The organism is Rhodohalobacter sp. 614A (assembly GCF_021462415.1).
In the GTDB taxonomy this organism is placed as follows: Bacteria; Bacteroidota; Rhodothermia; order Balneolales; family Balneolaceae; genus Rhodohalobacter.
This window is the reverse complement of the sequence record NZ_JAKEDS010000001.1, coordinates 1-19,511: the sequence shown is the minus strand read 5'-3', so window position 1 is coordinate 19,511 and position 19,511 is coordinate 1. Positions and strand designations below refer to the sequence as shown.

The 19,511-nt window shown below is 40.0% G+C and carries 10 protein-coding genes; 8 read left to right on the top strand and 2 right to left on the bottom strand.

The window, feature by feature from the left end:
- Positions 1–911: 911 nt before the first annotated feature.
- The 7 genes from L0B18_RS00050 to L0B18_RS00020 all read left to right on the top strand — a co-directional run bounded on the left by L0B18_RS00050 (position 912) and on the right by L0B18_RS00020 (position 16,302).
- Entirely contained in the window at positions 912–4,001 is a 3,090-nt protein-coding gene (locus L0B18_RS00050) for a SusC/RagA family TonB-linked outer membrane protein (protein WP_234567041.1), read from the top strand.
- Positions 4,002–4,022: 21 nt separating this feature from the next.
- The gene (locus tag L0B18_RS00045; RefSeq protein WP_234567040.1) at positions 4,023–5,768 is read left to right on the top strand and encodes a hypothetical protein; all 1,746 of its coding nucleotides are present in this window, start codon (positions 4,023–4,025) and stop codon (positions 5,766–5,768) included.
- Positions 5,769–6,100: 332 nt separating this feature from the next.
- Positions 6,101–6,589 carry a hypothetical protein gene (locus tag L0B18_RS00040; protein ID WP_234567039.1) on the top strand — a complete coding sequence of 163 codons (489 nt, stop codon included), beginning with the start codon at positions 6,101–6,103 and terminating at the stop codon, positions 6,587–6,589.
- 116 nt (positions 6,590–6,705) lie between these two features.
- The gene (locus L0B18_RS00035; protein WP_234567038.1) at positions 6,706–9,558 is read left to right on the top strand and encodes a TonB-dependent receptor; all 2,853 of its coding nucleotides are present in this window, start codon (positions 6,706–6,708) and stop codon (positions 9,556–9,558) included.
- Positions 9,559–9,560: 2 nt separating this feature from the next.
- Positions 9,561–11,063, top strand: a complete 1,503-nt coding sequence (locus tag L0B18_RS00030; RefSeq protein WP_234567037.1) for a hypothetical protein — start codon at positions 9,561–9,563, stop codon at positions 11,061–11,063.
- 599 nt (positions 11,064–11,662) lie between these two features.
- Positions 11,663–14,806, top strand: a complete 3,144-nt coding sequence (locus L0B18_RS00025; protein ID WP_234567036.1) for a SusC/RagA family TonB-linked outer membrane protein — start codon at positions 11,663–11,665, stop codon at positions 14,804–14,806.
- 20 nt (positions 14,807–14,826) lie between these two features.
- Positions 14,827–16,302 (top strand): SusD/RagB family nutrient-binding outer membrane lipoprotein, encoded by a 1,476-nt coding sequence (locus tag L0B18_RS00020; RefSeq protein ID WP_234567035.1) that lies wholly within the window; start codon positions 14,827–14,829, stop codon positions 16,300–16,302.
- 122 nt (positions 16,303–16,424) lie between these two features.
- Here the strand turns inward: L0B18_RS00020 and L0B18_RS00015 are convergent, their stop codons facing one another.
- Together L0B18_RS00015 and L0B18_RS00010 are read right to left on the bottom strand one after the other, a co-directional pair.
- Positions 16,425–17,729: an ABC1 kinase family protein gene (locus tag L0B18_RS00015; protein ID WP_234567034.1), complete on the bottom strand. Its 1,305-nt coding sequence runs from the start codon at positions 17,727–17,729 to the stop codon at positions 16,425–16,427.
- A gap of 5 nt (positions 17,730–17,734) precedes the next feature.
- The gene (locus L0B18_RS00010; protein ID WP_234567033.1) at positions 17,735–18,400 is read right to left on the bottom strand and encodes a hypothetical protein; all 666 of its coding nucleotides are present in this window, start codon (positions 18,398–18,400) and stop codon (positions 17,735–17,737) included.
- Positions 18,401–18,480: 80 nt separating this feature from the next.
- On the opposite strand from L0B18_RS00010, the gene L0B18_RS00005 reads away from it, so the two are divergent.
- The gene (locus L0B18_RS00005) at positions 18,481–19,254 is read left to right on the top strand and encodes a queuosine precursor transporter (RefSeq protein WP_234567032.1); all 774 of its coding nucleotides are present in this window, start codon (positions 18,481–18,483) and stop codon (positions 19,252–19,254) included.
- Positions 19,255–19,511: the final 257 nt, after the last annotated feature.

Here is a 19,511-nt window from a genome sequence, read left to right as displayed (position 1 = left end):
AATAGTTAAACTGATAAAGCCTCTTTGAAAATATTTCAGAGAGGCTTTTTTTATAGATGGGTCTAATCTGATGTGATACTTTTTATATAACCGTAATCTAATGATCTGAAAATGAAGGGTAAGCTCCAGTTTTGTTTATCCGGAAGATAGCTCTCCTATTCTTATTTATACTTTGTGGACGTGCATGTGCCTTATCTCAATAACACAGTATCGCTTACGGGTACCACAAAGCCAATCATCAATTTTGAAATGAAGACGACATTGTTGTCTCTACCACCTGATTTGGACGAGAACAAGTATTCCTCATTTATAGAATATATTCTTACATAAATGGATATACTATTCGCCAAAAAATAAGAGGGAAGTAGTCAGTTCACTAAGAATGATAGATGCATTATTAAATCAAGAGTAAGGAGCGTTTTTTTAAAAGCTTTTTCTTACGTATTAGCGCAAGATGGGATAAGGGGAATTCAAATATTTTAGCCAATAAGCAGCCTATTAATTGTTTTGAAATTAAACTCAAGTAAAAAAATTTAAAACGAGGCGGTTTTGAAAATAACTATTTTTTTTAAGTTTATAGGGTTTTTTTCGCCAAAATTTTAACAAATATACTGTTACTCTTAAAGTGTTTAGTGATATGTGACTCCCTTATTTAAAAAAATTTTCAAATTAGTTGAAATGGGTTCTCTCAAACACTAAATTAACCCGACAAGTACGAATGAAGGCTTTGAAGTCAACAAGTATCGCCAGCTAGGACATTAACCAAAACATTATTGGCATCTTTGTAATCTCAGGAACTCTTCTCAGAGGCATCTTTGTGGTTTGACAACTCTCTAAGAATTGAGATTAATCATCTTAAGTACAGCTACTTACTTATCACTTAACCAAAACAACAACAAATGAGGTCTTATATGAACTATAAGCTACTTACATTAGTAATATGTGCCTTTATATACTCAACTTCTGCGTTTGCTCAGGGTAGTGTATCGGGTACTGTAACAGACTCCAGGACCGGTGAAGAACTCCCTGGTGTTAATGTTATAATAGAGGACTTGCAACTGGGTGCCTCTACTGATATCGATGGTGAATACGAAATCCCAAATGTACCAGAAGGTACATATAATATTACCGTCACTTATATTGGGTACAAAAGCTATTCTTCTCAAATTCAGGTGGGTAACTCTTCCATCACGCATGACGTTTCTCTTGAACAAGATGTTCTTGGTCTTGAAGAAGTGGTCGTAACTGGTGTGGGTTCAGGAACTCAAACAACCAAGCTCGGTTTTTCAGTTTCCAAAGTTGGTGAAAGAAGCCTGCAAGAGGTTCCAGCCCCCGATGTAGGGTCGGCACTTCAGGCTAAAGTACCTGGAGTAACAATCGTTAAGGCCTCGGGTGACCCTTCTGTTGCTGCCTCTATTCGGTTGAGAGGATCAACATCAATAAACGGTGACCAGAGTCCCCTGATTATTGTTGATGGTGTAATTACAGATGGAAGCCTTTCAGATATTAATATGCAGGACGTTGAAAGCATTGAGATTGTAAAAGGCGCGGCCGGATCATCCCTGTATGGATCACTTGCAGGAAATGGTGTAATTCAGATTATTACAAAAAGAGCCAGCAGAAGTATCGATAAGCCAACTTTTACGGTTCGCACTGAATATGGATTTTCTGAAATTGCGAAAGATTTTCCAACTACTGATAAACATCCCTGGGTTAATGATGCTGTCTTGACGTCTGATGGGAAATATGTTGAATCGTGGCCTGGTTATGGTACGTTTGACGAGGACAGAGTTTTCGACAACGACTACCCTGTAACTTACAATAACACGGATGCCATATACACTGGGCAGCCTTACAATACAAACTATATAAATGTTGCCAACTCCTCAGGTAATTTTAACTATTTCTTATCATTTGAGGACATGACACAAAGTGGTATCGTTAAAAACCTTAATGATTACAACAGGCAGTCAGTAAGGCTCAATGCTGATTATTTATATGATGAGAAATTCAAGCTCGCTTTCAGTGGTTCGTATGTAAATACAGAATATCCTGATATTAGCGAACAGGGGCAGGGATCGAACTTTTTCTACTCTGCACTTTCTGCACCGCCAGCCATCGATTTTACAGAACGAAATGCTGATGGAACCTACACAAACGATCCGACAGGTTATAGTCTGGGAAGTAATGAACAAAATCCACTTTACGTGGCAGAGAACTTCCAGGATGACATCAATCGTGAGCGATATATTGTTGGGCTGAACCTTTCTTACCAGGTAGCAGATTGGCTATCATTAAATGCCCGGCAGTCAATTGATCAGCGTTATCAGTTGAATACAGTATCAACTCCTGTAGGTTATCAAACACCGACCCCGAGTCAGGCATATAACAATGGTTATGAGGGAAGAACAGATATTAACCAAAGAACTGCCATTACGGAGTTGTGGGCTGCGAGTAACTTTCAACTTGACGATTTCAATATCAACCTTATCGGTAAATATCTCTACGAAGACAGAGAGTATGAGCGATATAATTTTTCAGGATATAACTATTCTGTAAGTGGAATTCGAAGCTTTGGAGCTCTTGATGCATCCACATTTAATATTGGCAATCTCGTTGAGGAAGAAAGGGTAGAAAATCTTATTCTTGATGCTACATTTGATTATCGAGACAAAATTATTGTAGGTGGGATGGTCAGAAGCGATGGGTCATCTGCATTTGGTGAAGATGAGAGATACAATGTCTACTACCGGGGGTCACTTGCTTATCGTGTCTCAGAAGACATTGAGATTGACAATATTGATGAGTTAAAGCTCAGGGCTTCCTATGGTACCTCGGGGAACCGACCTCCATTTGAAGCTCAGTATGAAACGTACGAGGCCGGAAGTACTGTACTTCTGCCAGATGTTCTTGGAAATGCAGAGATTAAGCCATCTGTAGTGGCTGAACTCGAGTTGGGTGTTGATGTTGCTTTCCTTGGTAAGTACAATTTCGTAGCTAATTACGCACTTGCAAACATTACCAATGATTATTTACTGGCACCACTTACGGGTACATCTCCATTTTCACATCAATGGCAGAATGTTGGTGAGATTGAGAATAAAACCCTTGAACTTGGCTTATCGGGAAATCTGGTTAATACCCGGGACTTACAGGCCGGTTTTAACTTGTCATTCTCAACAACTTCACAAGTTGTAACAGATCTGGGTGGTATAGCTCCATTTACCAGAGGGGTTGGAGGCGACGAAGGCGCTGCTATCGATCTGTTCCGATTTGAAGAAGGTGTGGAATACGGTGCGATGTATGGAAACAAATTCATCTCGTCCCTTGATGAACTGACAGTAGTAGACGGAACGGTTGTAAACATTCCTGGTGGTTATAGCCCGGCTGATTTTACAGTGAATAGTCTTGGCCACGTTGTTCTTACTGAGAATCAGGGAACTGAACTCGAACGTCCTATGTATCTGGTTGACGAAAATGGTGATCCTCAAGTGGTTAATATTGGCTCAACCCAACCTGACTTCCAGCTTGGACTGTCCGGTAATTTTAACTACAAGAATTTGGGATTATTTATGGTTTGGGATTGGTCCGAGGGGGGCAAAGTTTATAATTATACACGTGAACTGCTGTATAATCGTAACACCCACCAAGACCTTGAAGACTATACAAAGGAAGGTTACGATCCGCAATATCTGCTTGCCATAGATGGTCTGTATAATGGATCCGAAGCGGTAAGCCATTTCGTAGAAGATGGTTCATTTGTGAAGCTTCGGGAACTGTCACTCTCTTATACTTTCACAAACCAAACACTGGGATCATTAGGAGAGTATTTGCGTGATATTAAAGTATCCGTTGTAGGAAGAAACTTGCTCACATTCACGGAATACACAGGTTACGATCCTGAAGTTGCTCTGAGATCAAACTCTACAAACTTCAGGATAGATGAGTTTGCATATCCAAACTTCAGAACATACAGTGCTTCTGTACAAGTAAGATTCTAAACAAATTAAATGTATAACACTATGAATAATTCAAAACTCAAGTATTTATTCGTTCTGATGGTCTCGGGGTTACTCGCACTCTCGAGTTGTGCTGATCTATCGGTAGATAACTTAAATAACCCCACCACAGAAGCTGTGGAAAGTGATGAAGCAAACCAGGTTAAACTTTTGGCCGGTGGGTTTTTCGATGCAAGCACGGCAATGGTGAGCGACTGGGGAGTACACATTCACAATCTTGCTGATCAGTCAACTGGCACGAATGCCTTTAACAATTATTGGGACTTTTCCGAAGAGCCCAGATTAAGGTTGGATAATACCACATCGTACTCCGCAAGTACGGCTATTTCTGTTTACTTTGGTGGATTTAACTCAGCAATAGCAACTGCAAATTTGTTCATTGCAAATGAAGAGTTGTCGGATGACATCCGTGCCCAGGCTTATTTCCTTCGTGGCCTTTCAAGAGGATATCTGGGTATGATTTATGATCAGTCATATTTTTTGGATGAGAACTTCGACGCTACTACAGATGAAGCTGAATTCCAGCCTTACACTGTATTAATTGACGGCGCTCTGAGCGATATTGATCAAGCGATCAGTTTGGCAAGTGGATCATCAACATTTGTTTTCAACTCAATGCCGAACCCGGCAGATTCATGGACACAAGCTGAGTTTCTGGATATCGCAAATTCCATAGCAGCAAGAATTGCTGCCGGCGAGGCCAGAACAGCCAGCGAAGCTGCATCTCTCGATTGGGGCCGTATTCTTGCTTATGCCGAAGCCGGATTGGGCGGGCCAAATTCTCAGTCCTCCATCAACACGTTTTCTGCGTCAAACATTGGTTCATCTGGCGAGTATACTAACGATTTTGTTGACTGGTTGAACTTTGTAGTAACGGGTACTTTTGATACAGGGGCGGGATATAATCCGACTGATGTTAAAATTCCTCATATGCTGGATCCATCCTATCCGGTCATTTACCCTGCTGAAAATGCAAGTGCAAGTGAGGCGTCATATCCTCCTGCAGTTACAGATGATCCGCGTATTGACTACTTCAAATACACGACTAATCCCGGGTATCTTAATCCAACAAGGAATGCTAACCTGTTCACGAATTACTTTAGTGCTCGAATGTTCGCTAATAGTGACTGGTGGCCCTCACAATATAAAATCATATTTATGACATCCAGTGAGGTGGATTACCTGCGAGCAGAAGCTCAGCTTATGAGTGGAAGTGCAAGTGCAGCAGCTCAGACATTGAATGATTCACCTGCTGGTACAGGTTTGACAGATCTTGATGGATTCCAGTTACCGGCTGTACAGCTTGGATATATTGGACAAAATAGTCTTTCCGGCGGCCATTTTATGGACGGAAGTGAAAGTCTTGCCGAATTCCAGTGGGCTTTGTTAAGAGAATACTCTGTTGAATTGGATATGTTAGGTGGTGTTGGAATTCAGTGGTTTTTTATGAGACGTCACGATATGCTCCAGGAAGGAACCGCAACGATGTTCCCGGTTCCCGGAAGTGAGCTGGAAATTCTTGGGCTGGATAATTATACATTTGGAGGTCCAAATTTTGCCGGCCAGACAGGATCGGCTTCCGGCGACAACAGCTGGAAAAACTTAGCTGAAACTGCGTTTGGATCGAGCGCTGTTAATTTGCGAGTCGCAAATTCCAAAGCTAAAAAACAGGGAGACTATTTACTGCCTGTTAAAAACGGGGGAATTCCTTCACCTGTATCACTTGGCAAAAAAGCACTCAATAATTAAGAGTATATTTTCTAAAAATTAGCTCTGAGAGTTATAAAAGGCCCGGCATCTATTGAAAAGATACCGGGCTTTCCTTTTTCCTTAGTTAAGTGATTACAGGAAAAATACTTCAGCTGATAATCTTAGTATTTGTTTGATGTATGAAGTCTTCTGGGTTAGGTCATACATATCATATTAAGGTATAAGAAACTAATACATCATTCTCTTGCACGATAATGTCTTGCAAACACTCAAATCATCAGTCCGCTAAATCTTTTCTATCATCTTAATTGACCGTGAACGGTGCTATCGACTATTTGTTAAATTTGTTTTCTATGGAATGCGAGAAGACTATGCTTAGAAAAAATATTCCACATATCTGTATTGCAATCATTTTTTTTGTCGTTACAGCAAGTTGTATTCAGCAGGGCCAAGATTATGCTGCTGTTGAAATTGACTTTTTAAATGTAAAAAATCTGAAAGAGGGGGACTGGATAGAAATTGACGGGGTGAGATTCAGTCATGTAAAAGCTTTTGAAGAAGTAAATGAGCAGAAGCTTACGCTACCCGCATCAAGAATTACAAGAGGTGCTCAACAAAGCCAAAGGGACAACACAAACCCATTTCCTTCATTAAATATCGGCTATTTACTCGCTACGTATCTGCATGACATTAACAAAGAGGAACAGTTGATGATGGAGCATGACCATACCTATAAAATCTTAAATCCGGATTTAGTGTACGCTTTAGGCAAACTTCAATTTATGCGAGTAGACTCAACGAAAGTTCATATAAAAACTTCTTCAAATTACCCGGCTAAAATTAGGCCTATTCCATTGTAAATATCTCATTTTAGCAATCAGTGCAAATGATTACTTGAACTGAGTTTAACAGTACTTTAATGGCAGTTAACCAATTTGTGAAAAAAATTACTCTACTCCTTTTATTTAGTTTCAGTATGACTGCTGCCTTTGCTCAGAATATGTCTGTTCATATTTCTGGAACGGTTGTTAATGAATTGAATGGAAAAGAAATAGGAGATGTAGCCATCCAGGTATTGCCGGTGGAGAACCCTCATCTTGATAACCGAAATATCGGTACCTCTACAAATAGAGACGGTTCATTCAGATTCACGTTTAACTATTCATATCCTTTTCGTCTGCGCTTTAGCCATATTTCGTATGAAAACAGAGATATTATTATTAACAACCGTGAAGAAGGACAGAATATGAATGTGGAATTGAATCCTACAAGTATTTCTGGCGAAGATATTGTCGTAACGGCCGAACTGGTGTCTGAAGAGGAGTTGGAAGAAACCGAGACGATTTACAAAATAAGTACGGTAGACGTACAGCAATTAGCCTCTTTTGATGTTTTTGATCTGGTTTCTACAGTTCGTGAAGTAGACGTTGCAACACAAAGTATGACAATGCAGTCCGTAAATACCAGAGGTTTTAATTCCAGTGCAAACAAACGATTTCTTCAGTTAACCGATGGAGTTGACAACCGTGCACCCGGTTTGAATTTCCCGGTCGGAAATTTAATGGGACTCATTGATCTGGATGTGGCTTCTGTAGAAATCATGCCGGGTCCGGCGTCTACTCAATATGGATCAAGTGCACTGAACGGAGTGATGCTAATGACAAGCCGTGATCCGTTTTATACCGAGGGATTTTCTGTAGAGACAAAAGCCGGTGTAAATAATTTGGATGTAGGCGGGGATACTTTTTATGCCGCTGAAGGAAATGGAATGTTGGATGTTCAGGCCCGCTATGCAAAAGCATTTTCGGATAAATTTGCTTTTAAAGTTACAGGTTCTATAACAAGCGGAACAGACTGGCAGGCAAAAAATTATGATAATATTGGAACCGGGGGAATCCATGACCGGCGAGTAGATCAGCCGGGTTATAATGGTGTAAACACGTATGGGGATGAAAACTTTGTTTATGAGGAGGTTTATATTGATGAAGATTTGATTGAGGTAAGGTCGGGGGTTGTTATTCTTCCGGAGGCCGATTATGGACCCGTAACCCGTACAGGCTATCAAGAAAATAACCTTGTGGATTATGACATCTCCACCACAAAACTTGCAACATCCCTTCAGTATAAAATTAACCCTTCTTATCAAATAAAATTGGATGGAAAGTATGGATACACACATTCACTCTATACTGGAGACAGCAGGATTCGGCTGGATGGGTTCAGTATGTATCAAGCCATTGCCCAATTTGAGCTGGATAAACTGAATGTAAAAGCGTACTCAACCTGGCAAAATTCGGGGAATTCGTTCGATGTTTCCTACCTGGCCCAAAGACTTTTGCAAGATGCTAAAGCGGATGAGGATTGGTACAGAGATTTTCGAATTGCTTTTGAAAGTGGAGTCCCTGTTTTTGGAGTCCGTAAAGGAGATTTGGCTATAGCGAGGGGATTTGCAGATAGTGGCGTCACATTGTCATTAGATAAAAATATACAGGCGCGGTTTGAGCCGGGAACACCTGAATTTGAGGAAAAAGTAGACCAACTGATTGAAACGGTTGGGGAAGACGGCGTGGCTTTTCAGGACAATTCAAGCCTTTATTATGTAGAATCTACCTATGATGTAGAGAACCTGATACCGGAAACAGCGATGCAAATCGGGGGGAATTTTCGGTTTTACGATCTTGAATCGTACGGCACTATTTTTCCAGACACAAGCTCCAACAAAATCACCAATTATGAATTTGGAGGTTTTATAACCGCAGAAAATAAATTTCTTGATAACCATCTAACAGTAAGCTCCTCGCTACGGATTGATAAGAATGAGAATTTTAAACCGAGAGTCAGTCCACAAGTTGCTTTCAATTATAATTTAAATGACAAGCATTATTTTAATCTATCCTATCAGCATGGATTCCGCTATCCGGGGGTAAGAGAACAATTTATTAATAACGATTTGGGAGATGTTCGCCTGATCGGCGGATTATCTGAAAATGTTGATCAATATGATCTTCAGGGAAATTCAATAAGCCTGGATGCAATCCAAAATTTTAGAGAAGCAGTAAATGCAGATTTAAACAGTACAGCTACCAGTCCTGAATACTACAACAGGAACCAGGCAGAATTGAAGCATCTTTCCATATTGGAAGATGGAATTATTGGGGAGAATCAACTAACGGAAATAAAGCCCGAAGTAGTAAATACATTAGAAGCTGGCTACAGACATCTGTTTACACCACAGTTCTATTTTGATCTTAACTATTATGTCAGTTTCTACAATAATTTTATCGGTGTTACACGTGTCATGAAAACGCGGACGAGTCCCTCTGAGGACTTATTTGTAGCCGCAGGGCAAATAAATAACAGCCTCGAAAATGATCGGTATTATGTATACAGTAATGCAGAGGATCAATTAATTGTGCAGGGTGCATCGTTCAATATCGATTATTCATCCGGTGGATTTATGGCGGGCTTAAATGCATCATATGCGAAACTTATCCAGAGCTCGAATGATCCCATTACCCCCGGTTTCAATACACCACCGTTCAAGATGAATTTCGAATGGGGGCACAGATCAATTACCCCCAATGTTGGTTTTAAAATGGTTTACCGATACCGAACAAAATTTTTCTGGGAAAGCTCGTTTATGGACGGACCAATAGATAACTATGGTCATTTTGATTTTCAGGTTAATGCGCGTATCCCTTCCCTTAAAAGCTCTCTGAAGGTAGGTATTACTAATTTTGGTGTGGGAGAGTACTATAATATGTATGGTGGGCCATCAATCGGCAGTATTTTATTTGCCACGTTTACATTTAATCCAAAAAGTTTGTGATTATGAATGGCTCAAAAAAGAGTATAGTATTTGTCTTTTTGTTGATTCTTTTTGGTTGTTCCTATGAATTTCCAAATGCACCCGAAGAACCTGAGGCACAGCTGGGAAATATAAATATTGATAGTTTTACAATTGTAGGCGGATCTGCTTCAGCAGGATTTATGGATGGGGCACTTTATAATGTCTCGCAGATGAATGCTTATCCTGCCCAGATTGGTCAGCTTTTTAGAGAAGAATTAAATATAGATATCTATTCCAATGCATCCATCGAAAGTGAAAATGGTTATAATATCGAAGCATCTGGCCAATTTTCTGGTGTACCCGGCAAATATCAATTGCAGTACCATTCCCCCGAAATTCAATGGCCCGCTCGTATGCCAACCGAGGGAGAAGAGATTCATCCATTTTCCGGGAGTGTATCCGGCGAAAACAATTTTAGTTTGCCCGGTATTAAATCCTTTCAAATAGATAATGCAAGTGCTGTTTCAGAAAATATCTATTTCCAAAGATTTACTGAATGGCCCAGCAATCAAAGCCTGCTTGATGTTGCTCTATCAAAGAATCCCACTATTTTTATGTTGGAATCCGGCTTTGCAGATATTTTTAATTATGCTTTTTCCGGAGCAAGCGGAGAGGAAAACCCTTCGGCCAATCATATTCAACATAGTGATTTAACCCCTCTTTCCATTGCAGAACAATCTCTTTCTAATGCTGTGGAAAGAATATTATCAGAATCAGAAGCGGAATTGTTTTTGTTTACCATTCCCGATCCCTTCAAGCTTCCCTACTTTAATACACTCCCGTGGCATTTCACAGAGCAAGAACTTGGTAAGTTGGTAATTACGGATGAAGATAACACTAATCCCTATTGGGGTTATTATTGGCAGTTTAATGTAGATGTCAGGTCATATAATCAAACTGTAGATTATACCGAAGCGAGGAGCCTGATTGTGTTTGATATAGATGGTGGGAATACGTTCCGGGCAAAGGTTATTATTGATGAATACCTTCCGGATGCCCAAACTCCGGATGGAGTGGTAATCCCCAAATATCGCCAAATGCGTGTTAATGATTACTTTTTGTACAATGCTGAAATTGCTCATCAGGAATCTATGGAGACAGATACTTTTTTCGGGACTATAACTCCTATCTCGGATCAATATGTAATTACTGAGACAGAAGCTCAGATTATATCGAATCGCCGAAATGAATTTAATAGTATTATTCGTGGATTGGTGGATTCAAATTCTCGTGTTCATTTGATCGATTTCGAGAAACTGATTGATGATGTGGGTGAAGGCTTAATTAGTTATGATGGCGTTTTCTACTCTTTGAATTTTGATTCCCGGGGAATTATTTCTGCGGATGGATATAGTCTGAATTCAAAAGGGCAGGCGCTTTTAGCTAATCTATTTATCGAATCACTCAATCGTAATTTTTCATCTGCCATTCCGCTTATTGATGTAAACAACCGTCTGGGAAATACATACATTAATAATTTTTGAATAAGTTTCTATTCATTTTCGCAATGATGAACCAAACTATGCCTGGCTGTCAAAAAAAGAAGTGCGTAACATTTATATGCGTTGATTTTAACAACGATTGGTTTCACAACTTGGTGTAACCCTCATCTGAAAAATGGTTTCCAATTTCATCAAAAAAACAAACTTTTGAATGAATACATGTTGTTGTAAAATGAATTTTATATTCCAAGGTTAGTTAAAAAGCGGTTTTCTCTGCATGTCTGGATATATTTTTTTGTATACTTTTTTCTCATCTCTGAACAATGTTGCTCACTACCAATAAAGTAGTTAGGTGCGCTTCCTAAGCTCTGAATAAATAGGCACCTTGGGGTATAAAGTTCGTATGGTTGGCCTTAAAACAATTAAAAAAAATGCAAATTAGTTGAAATCAGTTCCATCAAACGCTAATTTAATAGTTCGTGTGCGAATAGAGACTTTTTAAAATCTACCAAAGTTATAGAGGAGAGTAACCAAGACATTCTAAGCATCTTTTGTGAGTTATTCTTCTTAGATAGAAACATTGAATATTCTTGCTGCACATATTTTTATTTAAATCACAACAATAATAAATGAGGTCTTATATGAAGTATAAGTTACCACTTCTTATAGTGTTACTGAGTATCTCTATTGTATCTTCTGTATTTGCTCAGACAGGTACACTAACAGGTACGGTAACAGAGTCAAGCTCCGGTGATGAATTGCCAGGTGTTAATATATTTATTCAAGATGCAGAAAGAGGCACTGTTACCGGTGCTGATGGTACATATTCTATTAGCTCAATACCGGTAGGAGAATACAATGTTACTTTTTCTTTCATTGGATACATATCTCAAAATATAACTGTTCAAATTGCATCTGGTGAAAACCAACTGGATGTTTCACTTGAAGCGGATTTGATCGGGCTTGAGGAACTTGTCGTTACCGCATTGGGTGTAGAGCGGCGAGAGCGATCTTTAGGTTATGCTGCCCAGGAAGTCGAAGGCTCCGTGTTAGCATCATCTCAGGAAGCGAATGTTGTTAATGCACTTGCAGGTAGAACAGCTGGTGTTCAGATCAATAGTTCAAGCGGACAGCCGGGAGCTTCATCTCGAATTATTATTCGGGGTAATGCATCCATGTTGGGAAATAATCAGCCATTATTTGTGGTTGATGGTGTTCCAATCAGTAACGATTCTGATGGAAATGTTGAAGGATCCACATTGTTTACCGGTGGAACTTCAAACCGTGGACTTGATTTGAACCCAAATAATATTGAATCAATGTCTGTTCTTAAAGGTGCTAGTGCCACAGCTCTTTATGGATCGCGAGCTGCGAATGGAGCTATTATTATTACGACCAAAAGTGGTACGAAAGGACAGGCCGCCACTGTAGATTTTAATACATCAGTAGGCTGGGCCGATACCTATACAGATGGATTCCAAACTGATTATTTAGGTGGTGTAGATGGGTATTACTACAATGGACTGCCCCTTGATCGTGGCGGATATGTTCAACCTGGTGCTCCATCCACTAACCCGCAAACTACACGTAGCTGGGGACCACACAAAGATGAAGTGCCGCAAGAAGTGCTGAATGATCTTGGAGTAGATCGTATTGAAACGTTCGATCCCCGGGATGATTTTTATCAAACCGGCTTAACTTTTAACAATTCTTTAAGCCTCAGCGGTGGTTCCGAAAACACAACGTATTTTACTTCTGTAAGTAATACGAATCAGGAAGGAACCGTGCCTGGAACTGAGCTTACCAGAACAAATCTTATGGCACGTTTTGGTGCTTCTCTAAGTGAAAATCTGGATGTTGAGACCAGCGTGAATTATGTCAATACTTCGAATGAGTGGCTGGCTGAAGGTAATGGGGCACAGGCATATTTGTTTGGTTTAAATTTTACACCCATTAATTTCGACCTTTCTCAACCTTCGACTTATGAAGATGGTACACAAAGAAACTTCACCACTTCTTTCAATAATCCTTTTTGGCTTTCTGAAAATAATGGTTATACAAGTGATGTTGACCGTTTTATCGCAAATGGTAGAGTTTCTTACAATCTTTTGCCTTGGTTAAACATTTCAGAACGGGTCGGTATTGATACTTATACAGATACCCGAAAAGGTATGCGTAACATTGGAACCAGGGGAACTCCAGACGGAAGTATGTTCGATCAGGTTATTAATCGTTCAGAAATAAATTCTGATCTGTTGGTCAATGCCAATCTGGATGTAACGGAAGATTTTACCCTCGATATGCTGGTAGGGAATAATATTAACGTTCGAGATTATAATTCTAAATCAGTGATTGGTACTGGGTTGAACATTCCCGGATATTTCCATGTTTCGAATGCCAACTCTACAGTTCCTGGTGAAAGTATTAGCGAAAGAAGATTGGTGAGTGTTTTTGCAAATGCAACTCTCGATTATCAGGATATCGTTTATTTGACATTAACAGGTAGAAATGATTGGTCATCTACTTTGCCTAGTGACAATAATTCCTACTTTTACGGTTCTGCCAGTCTTGGATTTGTTTTCACTGACGCCATAGATGTATTTGAAGATACTTTCTTCTCATATGGTAAATTGAGGGCTTCTATCTCCCAAATTGGTAACGATGCTCCGGTATATTCCCTGGCAACTTACTTTACTCAGGCTGATCCAGGTGATGGTGTTAGAGGTGAGATTGTTTATCCTTACGCAGGTGTAAATGGTTATCGACTGGAAACAGCGATCGGAAATCCTGACTTAAAACCCGAGATTTCAACTGAATATGAAATTGGATTGGATTTGCGTTTGTTTGAAGGACGCGCCAGAATTGATGCGGCATATTATGACCGAAGTACGAATGACCAAATCTTCAATATTCCAACTTCAGCAGGTACGGGTTATACAAGCCGCCTGGCAAATGCAGGAGAAATTAAAAATTATGGGGTGGAACTCTCCGTTGGTGTTACACCTGTACAAACCAGTGAGTTTCAGTGGGATGTTAATGTGAATTTTGCTAAGAATACCACAGAAATTGTTGAATTTGCTCCAGGTGTGGAAAATATTTTCCTCGGTGGCTTCACTGATCCCCAGATTCGTATAGAAGATTCGAAAAATGGTTACGGAGTGATTTGGAGTAATCGTTATCAGCGTAATGATAATGGAGAACTCCTCATTGGTGATGATGGGCTGCCTTTGGTAGCTGCGGACCTTGGCGCGATTGGTAATGTGATGCCGGATTGGACAGGTAACTTAAGAACCAGTGTGAGTTACAAAGGGATTAATGTTTCTGCTCTCTTAGACAAGCGTCAGGGTGGAGATATCCTAAACATGGATCAATATTATGCAGTTTTTTACGGCACCCATATATCCACAGCAGATCGTGGTACTTCCTATGTATTTGATGGAGTGAATGCAAATACTGGGGCACCAAATGATGTAGAGATAGTTCGCGATCAAGCTTTCTATCAGGGACATTACGGCAGTGTATTTGAGAATTTTGTTGAAGACGGCAGTTTCCTGAAACTGCGGGAAGTCAGCCTTTCATATACTCTGCCACAGTCAATTATAGACCAATTGCCTGTACGTTCATTAACCGTAACGGGTACAGGAAGAAATTTATGGATTGACAGTGATTTCTCTTACAAAGATCCCGAAGGTAGTTTGCTTGGAGCAGGAAATGCACAAGGCTTTTATCACATGGTTACACCAGCTTCAAAAAGCTTTGTATTGAGTCTCAATGTTTCATTTTAACCATTTTAAGGATTTTGATTATGAAATTATCTAAACTAAAAATCACAATTTTATTGTCTGGATTACTTTTTTTCTCTGCTGCATGCGAGGGTTTTCTGGATGTTAATACCGATCCGACGGCTCCTTCGGAGGTGCCTGAAGATCTTCAGCTCTCAGCATTGTTAGGGGTATTTAGTTACCAGACAATTGGCAATGAACCAGCCCGAACAACCAACCGCTGGGTGCAACAACTCGCCTGGAGTGGATTCCCTCCCTCATCAGATAATTATGATTTTGATGAGTCAGGTCCTAATAACTTTTGGAACTCCAGTTACACAGTTGTTCTTAATAATGCCAGAGAACTGGAAAACCTGGCTGAAGAAAACGGTAATCTTGCATATAGTGGAATTGCTAAAGTCATACAGGCTTGGTCTTTTGCTATCCTAACAGATCTTTGGAACGAAATTCCGTATACCGAAGCATTTGATCCGGCAAATACAACCCCAGCTTATGACAGCCAGGAACTGGTGTATTCAGAAGTTATAAGTCTGCTTGAAGCAGCTTTGGTCGACCTTTCTTCGGAAAGTCCTGAAGCTCCGGGTTCCGATGATTTACTCTATGGAGGCGATCTGGTAAAATGGCAGAAATTAGCAAATACGCTTATTGCTCGTTATCAACTTCGTCTCACAAATGCACCGGGGCATAGTGCTTCCGAACAGGCAAATTTAGCCCTTCAAGCTCTATCTAACGGTTTCGACAGCAATAGTGATGATGCCGACTTTGAGTATTACGATAATGCTGGAGAAGAAAACCCATGGTATCAATTTGCTATTGATGGAAAGTGGGACACTAGAGACCAGCTGAGCGATCATTACATCAACCTGCTGAAAGATCTTGATGACCCGAGATTACCCATTCAGGCCCGACCTGTGGGAGCCGTTAACAATAGCGGATTGGTTCCAGGTTTTGATCCGGATACTGTTGAGTATGCTGGTAATGTTAACGGTTCAGAAGGAGATGGAGCCGGTAGTTATTCTTCAATCGGTGCTTTTTACAGCGATGCAGACTCTCCTCTTACATGGGCGAGCTATGCTGAAGCTAAATTTATTGAAGCGGAAGCAACCTATATTGCTCAAGGAGCTGCCAGTGCTCAAGATGTTTATGAAGAAGCAATTCGTGCTTCAATGAGCAAATTAGGTGTCTCTCAGGAAGCAGCGGATAGTTACATTGCATCACTGGGTCCACTCGCTGCTTCAGCAAATCCATTGGAAGATATCATTGTTCAGAAATACATAGCGAATTTCCTGAGCCTCGAGAATTACAATGATTGGCGAAGAACTGGATATCCGGAATTGGAACCGGCTGTTGATCCGTATACACCTTCTGGTGAAATTCCCGTGAGATATCCTTATCCAACTTCTGAGCTTCAGAATAATGCTGAGAGCGTATCAAGTACGGGAATACCTGTTGGATATGGATCTTTGGATATAAATGTTTGGTGGGATTCACAAAACTAACCACCTGCAGTTTGAGTTTTATCTCTTATCTGTAAATTTATTGAGAAGCCACTGATGTTGAGTCAGTGGCTTTTTTTATGAGTTGAGGGCTGCAAGGTGGAGAAATGTAATACCCTGTAGTTTCAGGGAAACATGGAAAGGATGTCTTCCACAATCTCCCTCGACTGTTTTGTTTGAACAGTGGCTTTCAACTTCATCAAAAAATGATAAAGGCCAAGATGAACACGGGTTGTGAAAATGAAATGTTTACTGCCTCTCGGACCGTTAAAAATTGGCGCACTCTTTGTGTAGCCTGCCAGTATTTGCTTGTACTCTTCATCTCCAAAGTTAAACTCATCTTCGATATAGGGGAGTGCAAATGTATACCCATAGTTTTTGCAGAATTCATAAATAGCTTTTTCAGATTTGTTGCTATCCGGCTCATCCTTTAACACATCAAGTTCTTTGTAAAGCCTGATGATTTCCTCTTCATCTTGTTGCAGATGTGTGGGCAATAATCTCAGGTAGTTGATAAAGAACTCCTGTGGGAATGATTTTACACAACCGAAATCAACCACTCCGAGTTTACCCTCCGGTGTGAAAATAAAATTGCCGGGGTGGGTGTCCGCATGGATTTCTTTGCGGTCTTTGATTTGATGGTGGAAGAAATTCCATAAAATCTGCCCATAATGGTTTCGTTCTTCTTGAGAGGGAGTTTTGTCAAGAAAATCCGACAGGTGAACTCCCTCAATAAAGGTCATGGTGAGAACCCTTTCTGTAGATAACCCAGGAATCCATTCAGGGGTAATGATATCACCGGAAGCAAACCGCTCATGAAACCGGTTGATGGATTGTCCTTCAGCAATGTAGTCTGTCTCTTTCAGCAAGGTCGATTTTATCTCTTCGATATAATCATCCAGATGAGCACCGTTCGATACGAATTTTTTGAAAAGAGAACCCGCCAGCGCGATATCAGTAGAGATTGTATCCCGAACGCCCGGATATTGAATTTTAACGGCAACCGGCTGACCGTTTTTCAGTCGTCCTTTATGAACCTGGCCAATAGATGCGGCCGCCATCGCCTGGGCATCAAACTCATCAAAAATCTGTTCAGGATATTTTCCCAGTTCTCTTCGAATGATCGATCGAACCAAAGATCGGTTGATGGGTGGGACTTTGTATTGAGCCTGGGTCATTACTTCAGAGAACTCTTCCGGTAGAAAACCCTGATCAATGCTGAGTGTTTGGGCCATTTTAAGAGCTGTTCCCCGCAGATTGGTAAATTCGCCAAACACTTGTTCAGCCGTTCGTCTGTCTACGTCAGCTTTTTCCGATTTTCGGCCGGTTAATGTTTTTAAATAGTGAGCGGCATAGTTTTTGCCAACTTTCAAACCTGTTTTGGCGAAGATTTTTCCCCGCTGGTATTTTGAGGAAGGAAACTCATCCATTAAGATTAATCTCCGTTACTTTTAAAACTTGAAGTTGCATGTTTAAAAGGGGAGTTGTAAAAGAGAAATTTTCCGAAATCAAATCCTTTATCCACAACTTTGCTGTAGAAAAGCTCTTCAATGAGAGAACACCATTTATCAACCAGTGCAAAACTTTGTTCATATTTTTCACTGTCATCATTCTCCCAAAAAAGAAGAAGCGCATGAAAATGATAATAAATGGTTGTGTATAAAAGCCGATTTACAAAGAACCTGGAAGAACCGGAGAGATTCTGATCAGATTGGAAAATCGATTGTAGTTCCGCTTTAAACTCCCTTTCAAAAGAAGTACAGGAAGGGTTTTTTGAAATAAACTGATTATAAGAGTTGAGAACAAACTCCCTGTACTCCATAAACTGATCCAGAAGAGTGAGAAAAAGATTGCTCAGTTTTTCACTCAGGGTAAATTCTGAATATTCTTGAATGGATTTGGTTTGCTCCCGATAAGCCAAAAGCCTGGATTCATAAAAAAAGAGAAGGATTGATTTCCGGTTTGGGAACAGTTCAAATATCTCGGCGGATTTCATGTCCAGTTCCTTTGTAAGTGATTGGATAGTAAACCGGGAATTTTCTATATATCTTTTTGCGGCAGTTTCCGCAATTTTTGCTTTCTTTTTTGTTTGTTTATCCATAATTCTAAACAAATTTGAACGACATTACAGGGCTCTTAGTTTTGTAGCTTATAACCAAATTATACTACGCAAAGGTTCAAATGTTATTAAAATCTATTCGCACTCCCACACCTCACAAGCGGGATATTTTATTTTTAAGCCTCACAGGTATTTTTCTAACGGCCTTGGTGTTGGGCAATATTGTGGGTACAACCAAGTTCGTTACAATTTTTTCTTTTGAGATGCCCGGTTGGTTACAGTCCGTAACCCCATCACTTGTAAGGGATGGAAAAACATATACGATGAGTGTTCCGGTTGGGTTACTTGCTTATCCCTTTACTTTTTTGGTTACCGACCTTATTTCTGAATTGTTCGGAAGAAAAAAAGCTCAGACTGTGGTGTGGATTGGTTTTTTTATGAATATGTATATGCTTTTTTTGATAAGCGTGGGTCATTGGTTTCCCAATACATATGGAGTAAGCGGTGGGCTGAATCTGTTTGAAGGTGTTTATGAATTTGTGATTGCCAATACCATTTCAAGTATGATTGCCTATCTGATTGCTCAAACCGTGGATGTCCGGCTTTTCCATTTTTGGAAAAGATTTTCCAAAGGCAATCATTTGTGGTTGAGAAATAATGGTTCCACCATGTTCAGTCAACTTGTTGATAGCACAGCAATTCTCAGCATTCTTTACTTCTCGGGAAATCTGGGCGACAATATTACCTCTCTTTCCTTATTAGGTATACTCATCATTAACTCCTACATCTTTAAATTTTTATTTGCTCTGCTCGATACTCCCATAATATATGCAGCTGTATGGCTCTTTAAAGAGTATGATGAGGATCCGGAGGGGTATAAACTCTATCAATCATAGGGGTTAAGAGGTATCACTACGAATATTATTCACTTAGCTTCTGCCCCCTATAAGTAGAGAGATTTTTTCGAAATTTCTTTCGAAAAATGGTTGACATTGGTCACCGACTACCCCTATATTTATAATCCTTTCGCGGATATGAAATGCCAACATTTGTTGGTTAAATTCATGTCCGTTTTTGTTCTTTATAATATTGAAAGACAGACATAAACAGATTGTTTGAGTGGGCTGGGTAGAGGATTTTCCAGAGTGTACTA

Excerpts from the sequence above, each read along its gene's own strand:
- L0B18_RS00050 (WP_234567041.1), top strand. The coding sequence starts at position 912 with ATGAACTATAAGCTACTTACATTAGTAATATGTGCCTTTATATACTCA.
- L0B18_RS00045 (WP_234567040.1), top strand. The coding sequence starts at position 4,023 with ATGAATAATTCAAAACTCAAGTATTTATTCGTTCTGATGGTCTCGGGG.
- L0B18_RS00040 (WP_234567039.1), top strand. The coding sequence starts at position 6,101 with ATGCTTAGAAAAAATATTCCACATATCTGTATTGCAATCATTTTTTTT.
- L0B18_RS00035 (WP_234567038.1), top strand. The coding sequence starts at position 6,706 with ATGACTGCTGCCTTTGCTCAGAATATGTCTGTTCATATTTCTGGAACG.
- L0B18_RS00030 (WP_234567037.1), top strand. The coding sequence starts at position 9,561 with ATGAATGGCTCAAAAAAGAGTATAGTATTTGTCTTTTTGTTGATTCTT.
- L0B18_RS00025 (WP_234567036.1), top strand. The coding sequence starts at position 11,663 with ATGAAGTATAAGTTACCACTTCTTATAGTGTTACTGAGTATCTCTATT.
- L0B18_RS00020 (WP_234567035.1), top strand. The coding sequence starts at position 14,827 with ATGAAATTATCTAAACTAAAAATCACAATTTTATTGTCTGGATTACTT.
- L0B18_RS00015 (WP_234567034.1), bottom strand. The coding sequence starts at position 17,729 with ATGGATGAGTTTCCTTCCTCAAAATACCAGCGGGGAAAAATCTTCGCC.
- L0B18_RS00010 (WP_234567033.1), bottom strand. The coding sequence starts at position 18,400 with ATGGATAAACAAACAAAAAAGAAAGCAAAAATTGCGGAAACTGCCGCA.
- L0B18_RS00005 (WP_234567032.1), top strand. The coding sequence starts at position 18,481 with ATGTTATTAAAATCTATTCGCACTCCCACACCTCACAAGCGGGATATT.